Origin of the sequence: Kutzneria sp. NPDC051319 (genome assembly GCF_040682195.1) — a bacterium.
Taxonomy (GTDB): Bacteria; Actinomycetota; Actinomycetes; order Mycobacteriales; family Pseudonocardiaceae; genus Kutzneria.
On sequence record NZ_JBFBAM010000023.1, the window covers coordinates 65,443 to 84,764 of the forward strand.

At 70.2% G+C, this 19,322-nt stretch carries 19 protein-coding genes; 2 read left to right on the forward strand and 17 right to left on the reverse strand.

All coding sequences use genetic code 11. The features are described from left to right. Positions 1 to 174: 174 nt before the first annotated feature. From AB0M73_RS23550 to AB0M73_RS23565, 4 genes are read right to left on the reverse strand one after another with little or no spacing between them, the layout of a single operon-like run. Entirely contained in the window at positions 175 to 366 is a 192-nt protein-coding gene (locus AB0M73_RS23550) for a hypothetical protein (RefSeq protein ID WP_363893929.1), read from the reverse strand. Continuing rightward, positions 363 to 596 (reverse strand): IclR family transcriptional regulator C-terminal domain-containing protein, encoded by a 234-nt coding sequence (locus tag AB0M73_RS23555; protein WP_363894078.1) that lies wholly within the window; start codon positions 594 to 596, stop codon positions 363 to 365. The genes AB0M73_RS23550 and AB0M73_RS23555 overlap by 4 nt, the downstream gene beginning before the upstream one ends. A 2-nt stretch (positions 597 to 598) precedes the next feature. Beyond that, the gene (locus tag AB0M73_RS23560; protein ID WP_363894081.1) at positions 599 to 892 is read right to left on the reverse strand and encodes a helix-turn-helix domain-containing protein; all 294 of its coding nucleotides are present in this window, start codon (positions 890 to 892) and stop codon (positions 599 to 601) included. Between the two features lie 15 nt (positions 893 to 907). Continuing rightward, on the reverse strand, positions 908 to 1,489 hold the full coding sequence (locus tag AB0M73_RS23565) for a TetR/AcrR family transcriptional regulator (protein ID WP_363893932.1): 582 nt from the start codon (positions 1,487 to 1,489) through the stop codon (positions 908 to 910). A gap of 92 nt (positions 1,490 to 1,581) precedes the next feature. On the opposite strand from AB0M73_RS23565, the gene AB0M73_RS23570 reads away from it, so the two are divergent. Beyond that, complete coding sequence (locus AB0M73_RS23570; protein WP_363893934.1) at positions 1,582 to 2,289, forward strand: class I SAM-dependent methyltransferase; 708 nt, start codon at positions 1,582 to 1,584, stop codon at positions 2,287 to 2,289. Between the two features lie 42 nt (positions 2,290 to 2,331). Here AB0M73_RS23570 and AB0M73_RS23575 read toward each other — a convergent pair whose 3' ends face one another. The 3 genes from AB0M73_RS23575 to AB0M73_RS23585 all read right to left on the reverse strand — a co-directional run bounded on the left by AB0M73_RS23575 (position 2,332) and on the right by AB0M73_RS23585 (position 3,984). Beyond that, positions 2,332 to 2,541 carry a hypothetical protein gene (locus tag AB0M73_RS23575; RefSeq protein WP_363893937.1) on the reverse strand — a complete coding sequence of 70 codons (210 nt, stop codon included), beginning with the start codon at positions 2,539 to 2,541 and terminating at the stop codon, positions 2,332 to 2,334. Next, positions 2,541 to 2,777 carry a hypothetical protein gene (locus AB0M73_RS23580; protein ID WP_363893940.1) on the reverse strand — a complete coding sequence of 79 codons (237 nt, stop codon included), beginning with the start codon at positions 2,775 to 2,777 and terminating at the stop codon, positions 2,541 to 2,543. The genes AB0M73_RS23575 and AB0M73_RS23580 overlap by 1 nt, the downstream gene beginning before the upstream one ends. A gap of 88 nt (positions 2,778 to 2,865) precedes the next feature. After that, positions 2,866 to 3,984 carry a four-carbon acid sugar kinase family protein gene (locus AB0M73_RS23585; RefSeq protein ID WP_363893943.1) on the reverse strand — a complete coding sequence of 373 codons (1,119 nt, stop codon included), beginning with the start codon at positions 3,982 to 3,984 and terminating at the stop codon, positions 2,866 to 2,868. Positions 3,985 to 4,526: 542 nt separating this feature from the next. Here AB0M73_RS23585 and AB0M73_RS23590 point away from each other — a divergent pair. Further along, on the forward strand, positions 4,527 to 5,183 hold the full coding sequence (locus tag AB0M73_RS23590; RefSeq protein WP_363894084.1) for an aminotransferase class I/II-fold pyridoxal phosphate-dependent enzyme: 657 nt from the start codon (positions 4,527 to 4,529) through the stop codon (positions 5,181 to 5,183). Positions 5,184 to 5,467: 284 nt separating this feature from the next. Here the strand turns inward: AB0M73_RS23590 and AB0M73_RS23595 are convergent, their stop codons facing one another. The 10 genes from AB0M73_RS23595 to AB0M73_RS23640 form a co-directional block, all read right to left on the reverse strand. Beyond that, positions 5,468 to 5,965 (reverse strand): Imm1 family immunity protein, encoded by a 498-nt coding sequence (locus AB0M73_RS23595; protein ID WP_363893946.1) that lies wholly within the window; start codon positions 5,963 to 5,965, stop codon positions 5,468 to 5,470. A gap of 2 nt (positions 5,966 to 5,967) precedes the next feature. Further along, positions 5,968 to 6,810 (reverse strand): DddA-like double-stranded DNA deaminase toxin, encoded by an 843-nt coding sequence (locus AB0M73_RS23600; protein WP_363893949.1) that lies wholly within the window; start codon positions 6,808 to 6,810, stop codon positions 5,968 to 5,970. Positions 6,811 to 7,002: 192 nt separating this feature from the next. Beyond that, positions 7,003 to 8,547, reverse strand: coding sequence for an ABC transporter substrate-binding protein (locus AB0M73_RS23605; protein ID WP_363893952.1), 1,545 nt, complete (start codon positions 8,545 to 8,547; stop codon positions 7,003 to 7,005). Further along, complete coding sequence (locus AB0M73_RS23610) at positions 8,544 to 11,771, reverse strand: EAL domain-containing protein (RefSeq protein ID WP_363893955.1); 3,228 nt, start codon at positions 11,769 to 11,771, stop codon at positions 8,544 to 8,546. The genes AB0M73_RS23605 and AB0M73_RS23610 overlap by 4 nt, the downstream gene beginning before the upstream one ends. Positions 11,772 to 12,230: 459 nt before the next feature. Then, positions 12,231 to 12,899, reverse strand: coding sequence for an HU family DNA-binding protein (locus tag AB0M73_RS23615; protein WP_363893958.1), 669 nt, complete (start codon positions 12,897 to 12,899; stop codon positions 12,231 to 12,233). A gap of 108 nt (positions 12,900 to 13,007) precedes the next feature. Further along, complete coding sequence (locus AB0M73_RS23620) at positions 13,008 to 14,477, reverse strand: cytosine permease (protein WP_363893961.1); 1,470 nt, start codon at positions 14,475 to 14,477, stop codon at positions 13,008 to 13,010. 67 nt (positions 14,478 to 14,544) lie between these two features. Next, complete coding sequence (locus AB0M73_RS23625; protein WP_363893964.1) at positions 14,545 to 15,258, reverse strand: enoyl-CoA hydratase/isomerase family protein; 714 nt, start codon at positions 15,256 to 15,258, stop codon at positions 14,545 to 14,547. Then, complete coding sequence (locus AB0M73_RS23630) at positions 15,255 to 16,421, reverse strand: acyl-CoA dehydrogenase family protein (protein WP_363893967.1); 1,167 nt, start codon at positions 16,419 to 16,421, stop codon at positions 15,255 to 15,257. Before AB0M73_RS23630 ends, AB0M73_RS23625 begins: the two co-directional genes overlap by 4 nt. 12 nt (positions 16,422 to 16,433) lie before the next feature. Next, positions 16,434 to 18,467 carry an acetate--CoA ligase family protein gene (locus AB0M73_RS23635; RefSeq protein ID WP_363893971.1) on the reverse strand — a complete coding sequence of 678 codons (2,034 nt, stop codon included), beginning with the start codon at positions 18,465 to 18,467 and terminating at the stop codon, positions 16,434 to 16,436. Beyond that, complete coding sequence (locus tag AB0M73_RS23640) at positions 18,464 to 19,258, reverse strand: SDR family oxidoreductase (protein WP_363893974.1); 795 nt, start codon at positions 19,256 to 19,258, stop codon at positions 18,464 to 18,466. The genes AB0M73_RS23635 and AB0M73_RS23640 overlap by 4 nt, the downstream gene beginning before the upstream one ends. Between the last annotated feature and the right edge of the window lie 64 nt (positions 19,259 to 19,322).

Genomic DNA, 19,322 nt, shown 5'->3' on the forward strand with positions numbered 1-19,322 from the left:
ACTTCCGCCCGAGAGCGCCGACCGGTCGGCGTGAACTGCCCTGTGCGGCAACGAAAGGAGCCCACCGGTGCCACTCGACGACTCCGGTCGATCAGACAATTGCGACGAACTATGCGTCCACAGTGGACGCGACGGGACAGAGCCGCGGCAGCTGGCGGGGCGGAGGCGGGCTGGTCAGGGCCCGTGTGATCCCCGCGCGGCAACAGCGAATGCCGGCACGTACGTCATCGACTGGGCGTCCTTCGCAGCCACGGCAACGGTCAACGCCGCGATCACCGTGCCGTGGCATGACCACACCGGCACGCCGACGCCCATCGCACCAAGGGTGACGTACTCCTTGCGGACGACGTACCCATGCTCCCTCACGCCGCCAGCAGCCTTCGCACCATGTCGGGCTCGGTCGGGGTGTACGGCGTGTAGGCCCGCAGCGGCGCGGCGAGGAAGGCGTCGCGGATCTTCTGTTCGGCGTGGGCCAACAGGATCAGCCCGCCGGTGGTGGCGTGCAACGGCAGCCGCCCGCCGAGGCGGTGATAGGTCGTGATCGCGTCCCGGGCCGACAGCTTCTCGATCACCACCGACTCGCGCCCCTCCACCACGCTCAACACGACGTGATGGCCGACGGGTCGACCATGAACGGCAGCGCGGCGACCCGCAGCCCCGACGCCCGCGGCGACAGCGCGGCGAGCTCCCACAGCCGCACGCCCAGCCGCACCTCGCGGTTCTCGGCCCGCTCCAACAGCCCCGTCTCGACCAGATCGCCGACCAGCCGGTACACCGTCGGCGCCGGCAGGCCGGACCGCCGGGTCAGCCCGGCGACGGTCAGCGACGATGGTCCTGGTCGAATGACTCCAGCACGATGATCAGCCGTGACAACACCGATTGTCCGCCCGATCGACGAGCCACCGGCTCAAGCGCCCGTTCGGTTGAGCACGGCGTCCAGGATCTGCTCGATTTCCGCCGCACCGGGCGAGTCTCCGGTCAGCAGGAACGCCTGCATGATCAGCGCGGGCCCGGTCTGCACCGCCATCGCCGACAGCGTGCCGGGCCCGATCTCGCCGGTCTGCTCGGCGTGTTCGAGGATGGACTCGATCACCGCGAAGCGGGGCCGGACGATCGCGTCCACAAAGCACTCGCGCAGCACGGGATCGGCCAGCATGCCGGCGATCACCGGCAGGGCCGGGAATCCCGTGTCACCGCTGAACACCTGGCACAGCACGGTGTACACGGCCCGCAGGTTCTCCCGGGCCGGAATCCCCGGGTCGAAGCCGGGCAGCGTCGGCAGGCTGTAGACCAGGGCGTCGAGCACCAGCGCCTGCTTGGTCGACCACCGTCGGTACACGGCCGCCTTGCCGGTGTGGGCCCGGGCGGCGACGCCCTCCATGGTCAGCCGGCCATAGCCTGCCTCGGCCAGTTCGGCCAGTGTCGCCTCGTGGAGGGCGCTTTCCAGCTCGGCCCCGCGGCGGCGGCGGGCGATGTCGGCGGTGCTCACCACCCGATAGTAGACGTTGACGTTCCCAATACGCAGCACTACGCTCCGTCATAGTGAACGTTTCCGTCTACTACCGCCTGGGGTGACCATCGGTGACCGATGACAAGTTGATGGACTTCGACGCCCTCTACCAGGGCAAGAGCGTGGCCGTCGGAGATGGCGGCGAGCAGTTGGACAATATTCCGTGGCGACTGGACGGCCCGCAGCCGGTGGTGGTCGAAGTGGCCGACAACGGCGAGTTCACCGGCCCTGTGCTGGAGAGCGGCTGCGGCCTCGGCGACAACGCGCTGTTCCTGGCCGAGCGGGGCTACGAGGTCACCGCCTTCGACGCCGCGCCGACGGCGATCGAGCAGGACAAGGCCAAGGCTGCGCAACGTGGGCTGAAGGTCGACTTCGTGGTCGCGGACGCCACCAAGCTGGACGGCATCGCGAGCGGTTTCAACACGGCACTCGACTCGGCGATGATGCACTGTCTCTCCGACGAGCAGCGGCGCGACTACCTGGCGGCGCTGCACGCCGTCTGCACTCCCGGCGCCCTGCTGCACATCCTGTGCTTCCCCGACACCATCCGGGCCCTGTTCCCGCTGCCGGGCCACACCGACGAGGCCAGCCTGCGCCGGGACCTCGACCAGCACTGGCGTGTCGACCGGATGGAGATGCGGGGCTACGCCACCAGCTTCACCCGCGAGCAGTGGGCGGCGACGATGCCGCCGTCCGTGGCCGCGCTGCCCGCCGAGGGCGTCGACGACCGGGGCCGCGTGCTGATCCCGATCTGGCAGATCCGCGCGATCCGCGCCTGAAAGTCGCTGTGGCGGCGGCGTTCGCCGCCACCACAGCCCATTTCACGACGTGCCACACATGGCGTGTTCCACCAGGTCATTGGCCATGTCGTGGGTCAGCGGCGGGACGCCCGGCCTGGCCACCGGCGAGTCGGTGTTGATGGTGATCACGGCGCTGCGCCTGCCGTCGGCGCTGACGGCGTCCCGGGTCTTGAAGCCGGGGATATCGCCGCCGTGCGACCAGTAGCCGCCGCAGGACGTCGGTATCCACATCAAACCCAGGCCGTATCGCGGGCCCGGCCAGGACCGGTCGAACTCGTGCGCGGCACGGTCGTCTGCATCTGCCTGAGCTGCGCCGGTTTGAGTAGCTCGCCGGTGACCAGGGCCCGCAGGAACGTGTTGACGTCAGCAGTGTCGCTGACGATCGCGCCGTCGGCGCCGGCCCATGACGGGTTGGCCACGGTGACGTCCATGTCCGCGCCGTCCCGGGTGAACCGCTGGCATGCCACGGCATGCGGGTCGGGCAGGTGGGGATCGGCATACGGCGCGGTGGTGTGGCTCAGACCCAGCGGCGCGTGACTGCCAGCCGTGGGAGGGTCATCTCGTGCCCCTGGTCAGTGCGTGGGCGGCAGCGATGAGCATGTCCGGGCCACCGAAGCCGCCCGCCTTCGTGATCACGGGATGACCGGGGCCGATCAGTGTGCCGACCATGATCCCCGACGCCACCGTGCCGGCCGCGCGAATCCCGGTGCTGCGCAGGGCCATTGCCAGCTCCCTTGCCGTATCGCCACCGCTGAGCACGAACCCTGTGCCGGGCACCGCTTTCGCGCAGTGAACGCCAATGGCCGCGAGTGTTCGGAGATGCCGTTCCGTCGTCGGGACCTCCGGCGTCGCCACCGCCACCGTCGTCAACGTCTTCAACGCTTCGACCACCTGTTGCGGTTCCGGCGCCGTCAGCACCGGCACTCCGCCGTTGGCCAGCTCGGCCAGTTGTTCTCGGGTGGTCGGATGCAGGCTTCCCACCAGCACCAACACTTTCCTCGCTGTCGGCAGCTCCCTTCGGGCCGATCCCTTGGGGTGCAGCGCCTCCCACATTCCCGGGCTGCCGCACAGCACGATCTCCTTCAGGTGGCCTTCGACCGCCTTGGCGACCAGAGCCAGGTCGTCCTCCGTGGTGGCGTCCACCACCACCGCCCCGCGCCCCTCCAGTGCCTCCGTTACCCCGTCCGGCGTGACCAGCGTCGTCGGAATTCCCTTTTGCGCCAGCGGTTCCAGCACCGACGAGGCCGTCACCGGCCGTACCGGGTCATTACCCGCCGGCCCTCGGTGCACCGGAACTCCGTCGGCCCACTGATGCCCATTCACCGTTTTTCGGTCGTAGGCCGGGCACGCCGGCGCCACCACCGCCAGCCTCCTTCCCGCCGCCTCCATCACCGCCGCCAGCTCCGCCGCCCAGTTGCCCCTGAGCGAGCTGTCCATCGTCTTGTAGACGCCCAGGCCAGGTTCTCCCAGCCACTTCATCGCCCGCTCATGCCTCGCCGCCGCCTCCCCTTCCGGCAACCTCCGACTGTCTAGATCCAGGCACAGCCAGCCGTCCCCTGCGTCCAGCCCCGTCGACGTCTCACGCCCCACATCCAGCAGAACCGATGCCCGGCGGCCGGTGTCCGCCAAGTGGCCCGCCGCCTCGGCTGCACTGGTCAGGTCGTCGGCCAGCACGACGAACCGTGTGCTCTCCACGCCGTCCAGTGTCGTCCGAGCGGATCAGAGTGGGATAGAGCCACTCGCTCGGCAGCTGCCACGACCACTCACTCGGAGGCTGGCATGGATCGGCGAACTCCGGGCAGTGACCAGGCTCGGCGAGGGCAGGTCAGGGCCGAACAAGGGCTCATCTCCATCGCAGCTGCCGGCATGACGCTTCCCCTCCCTCCGACCGGCAAGCGCACCGACGCCCTGATCGAGCTGCTGGCGAGGGCGATGGCGGAGGGGCGTCTGGGGCCGGGGACCAGGCTGCCGTCCTCGCGGGCGCTGGCGGAGGCGGCGGGGTGTCGAGGAACGTGGTGCTCGGGGCGTACAGCGTGCTGGCCGAGAGGGGGCTGGTCGGCGGCAGGCATGGGAGCGGGGGCTACGTGCGTTGGGAGCAGAGGGCGGGGCGAGCGAGACCGGTGCCTGAGGCGGCGCCGTGGCTGATCACGCCACGGCCATCGACAACGGATGTTGTCGCGGGCCTGGACCTGCGGCTGAAGGCGAGGCCCGCGGCGATGCTGCCGGCGGCGGCGCGGCGGAGGGCATGCCAGGCGGCGGCGAAGAGGCGACTGCCGAGTGGGTACGGCGACTCGGCGGGCGACCGGAGGCTGAGGGCGGCGTTGACGGACTTCCTCGCGGTCAGTCGAGGCCTGCCGGCGGCGACAATAGATGTTGTCGTGACCGGCGTCGCAGCGGAGGCCCTCGGGCTGCTGTTGAGGACAGTGGTCCGGCCCGGTGACCGGGTTGCGGTGGAGGAGCCGGGATATCCGGCCTTCAACCGAATGGTTCGCGACCGGGACGCCACGGTTGTGCCCATCCCCGTCGACAACGACGGCATCTCGGTCTCCGCACTGGAAGCAGTCAATCCGAGGCTGGTCCTCGTGACCGCGGCCTGTCAGTTCCCCACCACGGCCACGCTGACCCCCGGCCGTCGACAATATCTGTTGTCCTGGGCACGGCAACCGGGGCGTCCTGGTCGTCGAGGACGACCACGCCGGCGAGTTCACCGATCACCGTCCACTTGCGACACTGGACGAGCACGGAGTCGTCGCCTACGTGAGGAACCCTGTCCCGGCTGCTGGCCCCGTCGCTGCGTATCGGGTACCTCGTCGCTCCACGCCCGCTGGCCGCCGAGGTCGCTCGTCTGCGCGGCGAGACCGACTCCTACCTGAGCCTGCCCATCCAGTTCGCCCTCACCGACCTGCCGACCGCCGGCGAACTCACCCGTCACCTCCGCCGCGCCCGTCGACTCGTCGCCGAGCAACGCGCCGTGCTGCCCGACGCCTCGGGCCTGCACGTCCTCCTCCGTACGCCCGAGGCAACCACCGATGCCCTGCTGGGCCAAGGCATCCTCGTCGACCGGCTCTCCGCCTTCTACGACCGCCGACAGCCGAGGGCCTCCTGCTCGACTTCGCCGGCCACGCCCCGAACACCCTGCGCCGGATCCTCGACGCCGTCAGTCGGAAATCAGGTGGAAGGCCGGATACTCCGGCATCTCCGGCGTGAGCCACACCGGCAGCTCGCGCACCTCCCACCCCCACGGCTGCCACTGCACACACGTCGGCTGAGCGCCCGTCACAATGTGCTCGGCCAGCGCCTTCTTCGCCTCCTCGGCCGGCAGATACGCCGACCTCGGGTAGTAGACGAGCGGATCATCCGCCCCATCGCGTGGCAGCAGCGGCGCATCGTCAAAGGGCTTCGGGTTCAGACTGCGCTCCGCCGTTCCCGTCCACGACAACGCCACGTAGCCGGTCACGGGCGCGACCACGAACCCCACCCCGTCCACAGCACCGACCTTCCCGATGACGCCGTCGTTCCACCACTCCGGGTCTTCGTCCACGGCACACAACTCGGCGAGCAGGTTCGTGATCACGGCAGGGCTGGGATCGTGTACCACCTGTTCACCACGATCGACGTAGCGCCGCCCGACATGCCCCATCACCTGGATGTCCATCGTCAGTCCTTCTCACCACGTCCCGCGATCACGAACGGCGCCGCCACACCGCGCCGCCACACCCGCATGGAGTACCCAGCCGGCAGGATAGCGGCGATGGCCTGTACGCAACCTGGCAGCCTGAATCGATCACCGGGCACGTACTTCTGGCCGCACACGAAGTCCCTGTTCGTCACCACATCCACGACCTCCTTGCCTTTGGCCGCCGCCCACACCGCGGCCTTGGTCTCCGCATGGGTCACCGCCTGCCTGAGTGCCGTCCGCTCGCCGTGATTCACTATGGGATCTGACGACGCACCCACCTCGCCGCTGCGAATCATGCCTTCGACGACGGCCCTCGCGGCAGCAGTCAGCTCCGCGTCCACGCCGCTGTTGACCTGCCAGTCCTGGCCTGTCGTGTCGAACACCAACGCTTCTGTCGCCTTCCCCCATTTCCACTCCGTGAGCTGCGCGCCGACATGCGCCGCCCACTCCCGGTCACGCAGGTCGACGGGCGGGGGTGGGACGTTCGTCGGGTGGGTCCGACCGGCGACCGGTGAACGAGCGGCGCGGGCTCCGGGTGGCACCGAGGGGGCGTCGGCGCAACGGATCCGCTCGACGAAGTCCGTCACCTTGCCGGCGATACTGCCCAGAAGCTCGGCGACGTCATCGATGCACTCGGTCGCCGCGGCCATGCCGACCAGGACCTGTTCGGCCTCCGGGACCGCGGAACCCGCCAGGACGTCGGTCAAGGTGCCGCGGGCATCATCAATGTCCTGCTGGACGGTGGCGACAACCCGGGCGGCACGGTCGACGCAGCCGGCAACGGCGCCGAGTGCCGACAGGACCTCGCCCACGTTCGCCATCGCGCCGCCCCCCAATGCCGCAATCCCAAGCTACGGCAGGGAAGGCGGTTCAGTCTGAGGTGCAAAGGATGTTGACCCGATCGGTGTGACCGGACCAGGTGAGGCGGACGTCGCCCCAGTTGTCCCGCTCTCCCCGGCTTCCGCCCTCCGTCTCGCCGCCGTTCTCGCGTGACGACGGGAAGAACGCGGGGCTCAGACGAAGGAGACGGTGCGGAACTGGAAGGAGGACAAGGGGAGGCCGCGGTCGGGGATGAAGCCGGTGACCTTGCTGCTGAAGGCGTCGATCTGGTTCTTGAAGCCCCACACCAGGTAGCCGCCGCGGTCGTACTCGATCTGCTGGGCGTCCTGCAGGAGGCGGGCGCGGCGGGAGGGGTCGAGCTCGGCGCGGGCGCTGGAGATGACGGAGTCGAAGGCGGGGTCGTTCCAGTGGCATTCGTTGTAGGGGGCGTTGGGCAGGGAACCCTGGGCGACCTGGGGCAGGTAGTTGCGGGTGTACCAGTAGTCCTGGGCGAAGGTCCAGCCCAGGTACTGCTTGCCGTAGAACACACCGCTGTCGACGGGGCGCACCCGGACGGAGATGCCGGCGGAGTGGGCCTGCTGGGCGAACAGCAGGGCGGCGTTGACGGCGGAGGTGTCGACGGCGGTGGAGGTGTAGAGCTCCAGCTGGAGACCGGACTGCCCGGCGCTGCGCAACAACGAGCGGGCCTGGTCGAGATCCTGTTGCCGCTGGGGCAACTGCTGGGCGTAGGCGACGTCGTAGGGCGCGTACAGGTCGTTGCCGATCCGGCCCTGGCCGTTGAGGGCCTGGCTGACGAGCTGCTCGCGGTCGGCGACGAGCCGCAGGGCCTGGCGCACCCGGGGATCGGTGAACGGCGGGGTGTCGACCCGCATGGTGAAGGGCGTCCAGTTGCCGGTCTCGGACACCAACACGTTGTGCCCGGCGGCTTTCACGGTGGCGATGCGCTCGGGCGGCAGGTTGTCGACGGCGTCGACGTCACCGCCGAGCAACGCCTCCAGCTGGGGCTCGGCGCCGGGCAGGTCGACGATCACCAGCTCGTCGACGTACGGCTGGTCACCGCGCCAGTAGCCGGTGAAGCGCGGGAAGGAGCTGCGGTCCCCGGGTGTGAAGGAGCCGAAGCGGAACGGACCGGTGCCGACGGGCTTGGCGACGTCGAAGCCGACCGGCACGATCCCGTTGTAGTACTGGGCGAGCTCGTCCTGGAACTGCGCATACGGCTGGGTCAAAGGGATCCGCAGGGTGCGGGCGTCCAGCTTGCGCAGGCCGGCGAAGTCGATGATGCTCAGGGCCGCGGCGCCGTTGCCCTTCACGTCCACGATGCGCCGGAAGGTGAACATGACGTCGTCGACGTCGAAACGCTTGCCGTTGTGGAACTCCACGCCGTCACGCAGCCGCAGCGTCCACGTGCTGCCGTGGTTGGAGGGCTCCATCGACTCGGCCAGCACGGGCTGGAGGTTGTAGGCGGCGTCGTGCACGAACAGCGGCTCGTACAGGTTGGACACCCGCGCCTGGTCGGTGTAGGTGGGCGGGTGGTGCGGGTCGAGCCCGTCGGCGGCGCTGCCGCCGGCGATGCCGACGCGCAGCACGCCGCCGTGCTTGCTGGGCCCGAGCGCCGCGGCGCTGACGGCCCGGCTGTCCTGGTCGGTGGAGCAGGCGGCGGTCGCGCCGAGGCCGAGCAGGGCGCCGGCGCGCAGGAAGTTCCGGCGGGAAACCGTCACGAGACCCCGGCCAGCAGGGCCCGCAGCACGGCGATCTCGCCGGGCGGCCCGGGCTTGGGTCGGCCGAGCAGGTAGCCCTGGGCCTGGTCGCAGCCCAGCGCCCGCAGCATCTCGAACTGAGCGGGCTCCTCGACGCCCTCGGCGATGGTGGTGAGCCCGAGGGCCTGCCCCAGCCGGATCACCGCGGTCACGATCTCCCGGTCGGACGGGTCGGTCACCAGGCCGGCCACGAAGGACCGGTCGATCTTGACGAAGCTGACCGGCAGCCGCTTGAGGTAGGTCAGCGACGAGTACCCGGTGCCGAAGTCGTCGATGCCAAGGCCCACACCGAGTTCACGGATCCGCTCCAGCTGCCGCAGGGTGGCCGCGTCGGCCTCCATCAGCACGGTCTCGGTCAGCTCCAGTGTGAGCCCGGACGGCTCCAAACCGCTCTCCGCCAACGCATGCTCGATGGTGGCGGCGAGATCGGGCCGGGTGGCCTGCCGGGCTGACAGGTTGACGGCGGTCCGCAGTCCGGCCGGCGCCGCCCCGCTCGAACGCCACGACATGAGCTTGCGGCAGGCCTGTTCCAGCACGGACGTCCCGATCGGCACGATCAGGCCGCTGTCCTCGGCGACCTGGATGAAGGTGTCCGGCGCGAGCAGGCCACGGTCGGGATCGTCCAGGCGCACCAACGACTCCACGGCCACGGTGTCGCCGGTGACCATGTCGACCACGGGCTGGAAGTGCAGCACGAAGCGGTCGTCGCGCAGGCCCTGCCGCAGCGCCGAGGCGATGGCGATGCGGTCGACGGCCCGCTCCTGCAGCCCGGCGTCGAAGATCTCGCACCGGTTCTTGCCGCGGGTCTTGGCCCCGTACATGGCGGCGTCGGCCTCGCGCAGCAGGTCCTCGGGGGCGGGGTTGTGGCCGTTGGCCAAGGCGATGCCGACGCTGGCCGTGACCACGACCTCGTAGCTGTCGACCACGACCGGCTCGGACAGCACGCCGGCCAGCCGCTCGGAGATCTCCACGACGTTCTGCTCGCTGGCCAGGTCCTGGCACAGCACCACGAACTCGTCGCCGCCGAGCCGGGCCACGGTGTCCAGCGGGCGGATGTGCTCCTGCAGCCGGCGGCCGACCTCGGTCAGCACCTCGTCGCCGACGTCGTGCCCGAGGCTGTCGTTGACGTCCTTGAAGCCGTCGAGGTCGATGAACAGCACGGCGGTCAGCTCGGGATGCCGGTCGGCGCGGGCCAGCACCTGCCGCAGGCGGTCCATCAGCAGCGTCCGGTTGGGCAGGCCGGTGAGCGGATCGTGCAAGGCCTGGCGGACCAGCCGGGCCTCGGCCTCGCGCCGCTCGGTGACGTCCTCGACCTGCGTGACGAAGTACGGGGACGCGCCGTTCTCGGAGTGGATGGTGCACACGGTGACCTGGGCCCACACGGTCCGGCCGTCGGCCCGCAGGTAGCGCTTCTCCAGGCGGTGCGGCGCGGTGTAGCCGTCCTTGGCCACCTCCACCGTGGCCAGGCTGGCCGAGACGTCGTCGGGATGGGTGACGTCGGCGACGCGCAGCGCGAGCAGCTCCTCCTCGGGCCGCGCCAGCATCTCGCACAGCGCCCGGTTGACCTGCGTGAAGCGGCCGTCCAGGTCGACCAGGCACATGCCGATGGAGGCGTAGTCGAAGGCCTTCTGGAACCGCTCCTTGGCCTCGCTCAGGCCGGCCTCGGCGGCCCGCTGGGCGGTGACGTCGATGCCGGTGGCGATCACGTGCGTGACGGCGCCGGACTCGTCGACCAGCGCGGTGTTGGACCACGCGATGCGCCGCTGCTCGCCGGACCGGGTGAGCCACGGGCACTCGAAGTTGTGCGGGAACCGCGTGGCCTGGAGGTCGTCGAACTGACCCTTGATGCAGGGCTGGTCCTCGGGCAGCAGGAACAGCTCCCAGACCAGTTGCCCGACGACGTCCTCGGCGGCGTGGTCGGTGGTGATCTCGCAGGCCCGGTTGAAGCGGACGATCCGGCCGTCCTTGTCGATCACCAGCACGAGGCTGCCGGCGACCTCCAGCACGGCGTCGACGAAGTCCCGCTCCGAGCGCAGCGTCCGCTCGGCCCGCTGCTGGTTCTCCACCAGCTCCTGGAGCTGTTCGGCCATGCCGTTGAAGGCGGTGGCCATCACGCCGACCTCGTCACGGCTGCGCACCCGCGCCCGGCCGGTCAGGTCGCCGCCGGCCAGCGAAGCGGCGACGCGGGACACGGTGCCGACGTCCGTGGTGATGCGGCGGGACTGCCACACGACCAGGAGCACCGTCACCGCCAGCACCGCGAGCACGGCGGCCAGCGCCAGCTGCCGGCTCATGGAGTCCATGTCGATGCGGGCCTGGAGGATCGCGCCTTCACGTTGGGTCAACGCCGCCGTCAGCGCGGACATCCCGCCGACCGCCTGCTCCACGGCGTGGCTGAGGGTCGGCCGGTCCAGCCGGATCTGGGACGCCTGCACGAAGTCCTGCGTGATCATCTGACACAGGTTGGCCACGTTCAGGTACGTGGTGGTCAGCAGCGGGCCGAGGGCGTTCTGCACCGCCCGGGTGTCCGCGCTGCCGCCGCCGTTCTGGAAGGTCGTGAACAGGTCTTCCTGGAGTCCGTCGGCGTCGGCGGTCAGAGTGGACACCGTCGCGGCGACGCCGGTGCGATCCGGCAGCATGGGCCGGCCCGACGCGAGCAGACCGTCCACGGTGTCGCCGACCGACCGGGTGTGGTCGATGATCGCCGGCGCACGCACGGCCAGGGCATCGGCAATGTGATAAGGGCTCAGTTCCGGGTCGAGGACCAGGTTGGACGTGACCCCGACGTAGGTGATCAGCATGCGGACGTTGGTCACCAACTGGGCGTGGAAGGCGTCGTCGGTGCCGGCGTCGTGCTGCCCGGACTCCCAGTTGTGCCAGTTCTTGGCCAGCGTGGCCGGCAGGATGGTCGCGTTGAGCTGTGCGCCGGTCGTGTGGAGGTCACCGCCGACCTGGGCGTCGATCGCCGTCAACGCCGCGAAGTCGGCGTCGACCCGGGCGCGTGCCGCCTGCACCTGTCCACTGCCGGGCTGGCCGGTCGCGGCCAGGCGGTCCTGTGTCTTGTCGGCCGTGAGGTCGGTCAGCAGCGCCTCCAGCGGGCGCAGGTAGTCCAGTCCCCGCAGCTCGTTCCGGCTGAACTCGATGCGCTGGCCGTTGTTCACCATCAGCAGATACGTCGAGGTCACCAGGGGTAATGTGAACGCCAGTCCGATCAGCGCCAGCCGGTGCCAGACACGCGGCCGCCACCAACTCGGGCGCGCTCCGCGTGGACCGGGACCACTCGTCACAGGTTCAACACCCCATCGCTTCCTACATTTGTGGCGCCGCTCACCTTAGGGTTCGACCGTTTCGAGGCGGAAGCACCCGGGCTAATGCGTTCGCCGGACGGTAGGAACATCTGGCCGATCATAACGCTGCGCAGCCGCCCAGCCGCGACCTGACACTTTGGGTCACGACTCGCCCTGCAAGTTGACGCCCGCAAGTTGAATACGGGGACCCACGCTCCGCCGCCGCGTCAACTTCCCGGACCAACCACTCGGATCAACTTGCCGACACAACTACCGGGTCGGCCCCGGACGCCAGCCGAGAGCGCTGACTTCCGAGGCCGACTCGCGACTCGAGTTCCTATCCGGGTTTTCCGGCGATCAGCGCTTGGCCCGCTTCTTGGCGGCCGGCTTCGCCTTCGTCGCCTTCTTGGCGACCGCGGTCTTCTTCACCGTCGCGGCCTTCTTGGTCGCCGGGCGGGTGGCCTTCGCCGTGGCCTTTCCGGCGGCGGTGCGAGTGGTCTTCGCGGCTGTCTTCTTCGCCGGCATCGCCCTGGTCGTCGATGCCTTGGCGGCAGTCGCCCGCGCCGCGGGCTTGGCGGCGGACCTCGTCGTGGTCGCCTTTGCCGCGGTCTTGGTCGAACGGGTGGCGGTCGCCTTTGCGGCGGTCGCCCTAACCGCGGGCTTGGTCGCCGATCGTTTAGCGGTCGCCTTTGCCGCCGGCCGGGCAGCGGGTTTCGCCGCCGCCACCGCAGTGGCGCGGGGCAGCTTGCGCGTACCGTCCACGACCTCCTTGAACAGCATGCCGGGCCGGAAGTTGGGCACGTTCGTCCGGCGCAGCCGCAGCGACTCGCCGGTGCGCGGATTGCGGGCCGTGCGGGCCGCCCGAGCGCGTTTCTCGAACACACCGAAGCCCGTGAGCGTGACATTCTCGCCCGTGTTGACGTTGCGGACGATGATGTCGAACATGGCGTCGACGGCCTGCGCCGCCATCTTCTTCTCCATGCCGAGCCGCAGGCCGAGCATCTCGATCAGCTGCCCCTTGTTCATTTCCGACCCTCCTGTGCACGAAACGGTGTCGATATGCGTGCACGGTAAGCAGAAAATCCGCCGAGACGCAGGCATTGGGACCACAAATGCGCTGCGAATCGGCGGATTTCACTCCTTCGAGGGAACGATCTCAGCGTCCGGGTCGAGTCCGGCGTCGGCTATCGCCACGCGTTCCCGTTCCGCGGCGAGATCGAGCGAACGGCACAGGACGAGATAGAGGCCGGCCGCCACGAGCAGGCCGATCGGCATGGAGATGTCGGCGCCGCCCAGCAGCCGGGCCACGGGGCCCTGGAGGTCGCCGACGATGGCGAAAGGCATCATCGCGGCGAAGCCGACGGCGTAGGCGACCAGGCCCCGCCAACTCCAGCGGCGGTAGATGCCGTGCGGGTTGAAGATCTCCCGGATCGAGTAGTGGCCGCGGCGCACGACGTAGAAGTCGACCAGGTTGATGGCCGTCCACGGCGTGAACAGGTAGCCCAGGACCGTGAGGAAGTACTCGAAGTCCTCCAGGAACGTGTCGTTGGAGGCGAAGGCGATGGCGGTGGCCAGCACCCCGACGACGATCAGGGCGTAGACGCGCTTCATCGGGGTGGGCCGGAAGCGCTTGATGGAGTCGACACAGGACAGCAGGGTCAGGCTGCCGCCGTAGAAGTTGAGGGTGCCGATGGTGATCAGCGGCAGCACGGAGCCGATCAACAAGGCCAGGCCGAAGCCGGGAAACACCTTGTCCCCGCCCGACAGCACGGCGTCGACGGTGTCGGCCTTGGGGAACAGGCTGGCGGCGAAGGTGCCGACGAGCATCATCCACGCGCCGCCGACGCCGGCGCCGAGATAGGTCCACCAGAACGACGCGCGGACGCCGACGTTGCGGGGCAGGTAGCGGCTGTAGTCGGAGACGTAGATCGACCACGAGAGCTGGTACACGGCGGCGGTGAAGAACTGCACGAGGAACGGGGTCAGGGCGAACGCCCCGAGGTCGAGCTGGGTGGCGCTGAACGGACCGGCGGCCAGCAGCCCGATCGTGAACACGACGAGCAGCACCAGCATCAGGTACGTCAGCCAGCGCGAGGCCTTGTGGATGAAGTCGTAGCCGACGATGGCCAGCACCACGCCGATCACCGCGTAACCGATGTAGCTGATCGGTTTGGGCAAGTCGACCAGGTGCTGCATGGTGGAGCCGACGAGGATCTGGTTGAAGCCGGTGTACCCGACGTAGGTCACCAGCGCGACGACCCACACGAGTAAGGCGCCCATGAAACCGAACTGGGGCCGGGACTGCACCATCTGCGGCAGCCCGAGCTGCGGTCCCTGGGTGGAGTGGAACGCCATGAAGAACGTGCCGAAGGCGTTGCCCAGCACGACGGCGATCGCGGTCCAGATGAGATTGCCGCCGAGCGCGACGCCGATGATGCCGGTCGCGATGGTGGCCAGGTGGGCGTCTCCCGCGAACCACACGGGAAACAGGTGCCACACCTTGCCGTGGCGTTCGGCGATGGGCACGTAGTCGATGGACCGGGCCTCGATGCCCAGCACGGGCCGGTGGTCGTCGCGGACGATGGTGGGTGGCTTGGCCGCCATGCCTGTTCTCCTCGTTGAGTCGCCGTGGTGGCGGAAGGCGCGCGTCCCCCAGGTTCGGACGCCCGGCTCAACCGATGCGGTTGAGCGTGGCGTAAGCCAGTTGCTCCAGCAATAGCGCGGTCTCGCGGGGAGCGTCGGTGGCCGCCGTGATCACCCGCTTGGCGATCGAGACCGCCAGTGGAGGTTGTCCGGCCAGTTCACGGGCGATGTTCAGGGCCGTCGACCGATGTTCGCCGGTCGGCACGGCCTCGGTGATCAGGCCCCACGAGTGGGCCTCAACAGTTGACATTCGACGCCCGCGCAGCACCAGATCCCGGGTTCGGGCCGGTCCGACGGCGCGGACGAGCCGGGTGACGCCGCCGGAGCTGGGCAGGATTCCCAGCCCGACCTCCGGCAGCCCGAACACGGCCGTCTCGTCGGCGACCCGGAGGTCGGCCGCGAGCGCGAGCTCGAAGCCGCCGCCCAGGCAGTAGCCGGCGATCGCGGCGACGGTCGGCTGCGGCAGCGCGGCCACCGCCTCATACACCGCACCGCTTTCCCGGTAGTACTCGGCGATCGCCTCGGGCGTCATCTCCCGCAGCTCCGACGTGTCGGCGCCGGCCGAGAACACCTTGTCCCCGCCCGTGATCACGACGGCCCGGCTGCCCTTCACGGCATCCGACCGCACGGCGTCGAGCAGGCGGGACTCCAGATGCAGGGACAGGGCGTTGAGCTTGGCCTCGCGCCGCAGGGTCAGCACCGCGACGTCGCCGTCGCGCGTGACCCCGACGTCGCCGATCACCTGGGGCCGGCGAAGGACAGCAGGCCGGTGAGCCCGCGCTTGGCCACCTCGTTGGCGATCACCAGCCGCTGGATCTCCGAGGTGCCCTCCCAGATCCGGTCCACGCGCAGCTCACGCCACAGCCGCTCCACCGGGTAGTCCCGGATGTAGCCGCGGCCGCCGAAGATCTGCACCGCCCGGTCGGCGACCCGGTTGGACGCCTCGGACGCGGCCAGCTTCACGGTGGCCGCCTTGGCGTGCAACAACTTCCGGTCCCCGCCTTGGTCGAACTCCCACGCCACCTGGTGGGTCAGCGCGCGGTTGGTGGCGATGTCCACGACGGAGTCGGCGATCATGCCCTGGATCAGCTGGTGCTCGATGAGCGCGTGGCCGCCCTGGATCCGCTGCGACGCCCACTCGGAGGCCAGCGTCAGCGCGCGCTCGGCGGCGCCGATGGTGCGGGCGCCGATCATCAGGCGCTCCTCGGTGAACCAGTCCCGCGTCAGGTCGTAGCCGTTGCCGATGCCGCCCAGCACCGCGTCGCCACCGACGCGCACGTCCTCGAACAGGAACTCCGGGTGCTCGTAGACGAAGGTGTGGGTGTAGCGCGGGGTGCGCTTGACCGACACGCCGGGAAGGTCCTTGTCCACCAGGAACAACGTGGGCGCGTCCCCGACCAGCGCCAGCACGATGAGGAAGTCGGCGGCGTCGCCAACCGTGACGAACCACTTCTCGCCGTTGATGCGGTAGCCGTCGCCGTCCGGGGTGGCCGTGGTCTCGATGCCGGACGGGTCGGAGCCGGCGCCGGGCTCGGTGATCGCGACGGCGTCCCGGCGCCGGCCGAGGATGTCCGGCACGAGGTAGCGCTCGCGCTGCTCGGGCGTGCAGGCCCGCAGGCAGTTGGCGGGCCGCCACACGGTGTCCCACAAGGCGTTCGTGAGCTTGCCGAGCTCGTCCTGCACCACGACCTGCTCCAGCACGGTCAGGCCGGCGCCGCCCCAGTCGGCCGGCATGTTGACGGCTTGCAGACCGCTGGCCAGCACGTCCTGGCGGATCGCGTCCAGCGCCGCCGCCGACAGGCCGTTGTCGGCCTCGCAGGCGTCCTCGTACTGCATGATCTTGCCGGTGAGGTCGGCCGCGCGCTGCTTCAGCTCGGCCAGCCTCGGGGTGTAGGCGAACTCCACGGTTGATCTCCTTCAGCGTTGTGCGAGCACGATCCGGGCGTCGAGGCCGAGGCAGCCGCCCGGCGTCGCCAGCAGTGGGTTGACTTCGAGTTCGGCGATCTCGGGATGGGCGGCGGCGACTTCGGCGATCGCCGCCACGGCCCGGGCGGTGGCGGCGAGATCGACCGGCTTGCGGCCGCGGGCGCCGTGCAGCAGCGGGGCCGCCTTGAGGGCGCGCAGCATGGTCTCGGCCTCGGCCGGGGTGACCGGGGCGAGCGCGAAGGTGACGTCTTTGAGGATCTCGGTGAACACGCCGCCGAGCCCGACCATCAGCACCGGCCCGAAGCGGGGATCCCTTCGCACGCCGACGATGAGCTCCACTCCCCCGCCGGTGTCGGCCATCGCCTCGACGCAGTACTCGGTCACGCCGAGGCGGGCGACCATGTCCTTGTGCGCGGCGGTCAGTTCGTGCGGAGTGGACAGTCCGATCGCGACACCGCCGGCGTCGGACTTGTGCAGCAGGCCCATGGCCTTGAGCACGACCGGGTAGCCGATCCCCTCGGCGGCGGCGACAACATCTGTTGTCAACCGTGCGTCGGGGAAGGCGAGACCGCCGGCCTTGAGCAGCTCGCGCGCCTCCCAGTAGCCGCTGTCGGTGACGGGTTCGGCGGGGTGCGGTAGCGGCCGGGTCGCGGGGTGCCGGTCGGCGTGGTCGGCCAGCATGCCCAGGGTCCGCGCGGCGTCGTCGACGACCCGGAACACGCCGATGCCATTGCGGCGGAGTTCGTCGGCGGCCGCGCTGTCGGAGCACATCGTGTGCAGGGCCAGGGGTTTGCCGTGCCGGTGGACGTGCCCGGCCATTACGGCGGCGGTGGCGATCTCCCGGGCGGCGAGTTCGGGACCGTAGTCGCCGTAGCCACCGAAGTAGCCGGTGACCAGCACGGAGTCGATGTCGGGATCGGACAGCACCCGGTCGATGGTGCGGGCGAAGGAGGCGATGTCCTGCTCGCCGGCCCCGGCCAGGTCGACGGGGTTGGCGACGCCGGCCGAGGGCGGCAGGTCGGCCTTCAGCGCGGCCACCAGCGAGGGCCGGAACTCCTCGACCATCAGGCCGTTGGCGTCGGCGATGTCGCTGGCCGTGGAGGCGTGCCCGCCGCCGTCGGCGATCACGGCCACGCGCCGGGCCGGCTTCGAGCCGTGCCGATGCAGCGCCGCAACGAGATCGGCCATCTCGCGCGGGCTCCGCACCCGGTCTACGCCCGCGGCCCGGCAGGCGGCGTCGATCACGGCGCTGTCACTGGTCAGGGCGCCGGTGTGGGAACGGGCGGCACGATTGGACGCGGTGCTGGTGCCGATCGTCAGCAGGACAACGGGTTTGCCGGCCGAGACCGCCTCGGCCGCGGCGGCGATGAACGCCCGGCCGTCCTGGAAGTCCTCGCAGTACGCGGCGATGACCTCGGTGCCCGGGTGGTGGGCGTAGGCGCGGATCAGGTCGGCGGCGCAGAGGTCGGCCTGGTTGCCGAGCGAGGCGAAACGGGAGAAGCCCAGGCCCCGGTCGGCCAGGAACTTGCTCAGCTCCAACGCCATGTTGCCGCTCTGCGACACCAGCCCGACCGGCCCGGACGGCAGCGGGTTCGACACCAGGAACAGGTCGCTGGTCGTGTCCAGCACGCCTAGGCAGTTGGGCCCGAGCAGCACGGCCCCGGCGGCGCGGATCTTGTCCGCCACCGCGATCTGCGTCGCCCGACCCTCCTCGCCGAGCTCCGCGAAGCCGGAGGTGATGCCGACGATCGCCGTCGCCCCGGCGGCCAGGGCGTCGTCGACCGCGGCCTCGAAACCGTTGGCCGGCACGGTGATCACCACGCAGTCGACCGGCTGCTGGATGTCGGCCATCGCGCGGTAGGTGGGCCGGCCCAGCACCGGTTCGCCGCGGCGGTTGACCAGGTAGACGGGTCGGCTCATGCGCAGGGCCTGCACGCTGATCCAGTTGCCGTACTTGGTCTCGTCGTTGCTGGCGCCGAGGATCGCGACCGCTCGCGGCGTGAACAGCGGGTCCAGGTTCCTCACGCCTCCACCTCCGGCACGGGGTAGCCGGCGCCCCAGGCGTCCGCACCGCCGTCGACAACAACTGTTGTCCCGGTGACGTAGGCGCCGCCGTCGGAGGCCAGGAACGAAATCAGACCAGCGACGTCATCCGGCGTGCCGAGGCGCCCCAGCGGCACGGCCTGGGCCCAGCGCCGGCGGTCCTCGTCGGTGTAGTTCTCCTGGAGGCCCTCGGTCGCGATGGTGCCGGGGGCCACGCACACCGACCGGATGCCGTACCGGCTCCACTCCAGCGCGAGGCCGGCCGCGAGGTTCTCCAGCGCGGCGCGGGCGGCGCTGGCGTGCACCATGCCCGGGATGCCCCGGCGCGGCGAGAAGGCGATGAAGAAGACCACCCCAGAGCGATTGGGGATCATCGAGCGGACGGCGACTTCGCGGGTCAGCGCCCACGCGGCGTCGACGGCCAGCCGGTGCACGGCCCGCCAGCCGCCGGGGCTGATTTGCTCGGCCGGCGCGGCGAACTGGCCACCGGCGTTGTTGACCAGGATGTCGACGCGCCCGTACTCGGCCATCGCGGCGTCGACCACGCTCGTGACGTCCTCACGGATATCGGCCGTCAACGCCAGGCATTGCCCGCCGGCCTTGACGATCTCGTCGCGCACGACCTCCAGCGGCTCGGGCCGTCGGCCGCAGATGACCACCCGCGCCCCGCCGGCGGCGAGATCCAGCGCGACCGCCCGGCCGATGCCGGTGCCGCCGCCGCTGATCACCGCAACTCGGCCCGCGTGCACGTCCGGCCGGAGAACACCGCTCACCGTCGACCTCCCGTCTGACTGACGCGTCAGTCAGGGTCAGTAAACAGGCCCTGTCAAGGGCAAT

Excerpts from the sequence above, each read along its gene's own strand:
- AB0M73_RS23575 (WP_363893937.1), bottom strand. The coding sequence starts at position 2,541 with ATGTGGATACCGACGTCCTGCGGCGGCTACTGGTCGCACGGCGGCGAT.
- AB0M73_RS23590 (WP_363894084.1), top strand. The coding sequence starts at position 4,527 with ATGCTGCCGGCGGCGGCGCGGCGGAGGGCATGCCAGGCGGCGGCGAAG.
- AB0M73_RS23595 (WP_363893946.1), bottom strand. The coding sequence starts at position 5,965 with ATGGACATCCAGGTGATGGGGCATGTCGGGCGGCGCTACGTCGATCGT.
- AB0M73_RS23600 (WP_363893949.1), bottom strand. The coding sequence starts at position 6,810 with ATGGCGAACGTGGGCGAGGTCCTGTCGGCACTCGGCGCCGTTGCCGGC.
- AB0M73_RS23615 (WP_363893958.1), bottom strand. The coding sequence starts at position 12,899 with ATGAACAAGGGGCAGCTGATCGAGATGCTCGGCCTGCGGCTCGGCATG.
- AB0M73_RS23620 (WP_363893961.1), bottom strand. The coding sequence starts at position 14,477 with ATGGCGGCCAAGCCACCCACCATCGTCCGCGACGACCACCGGCCCGTG.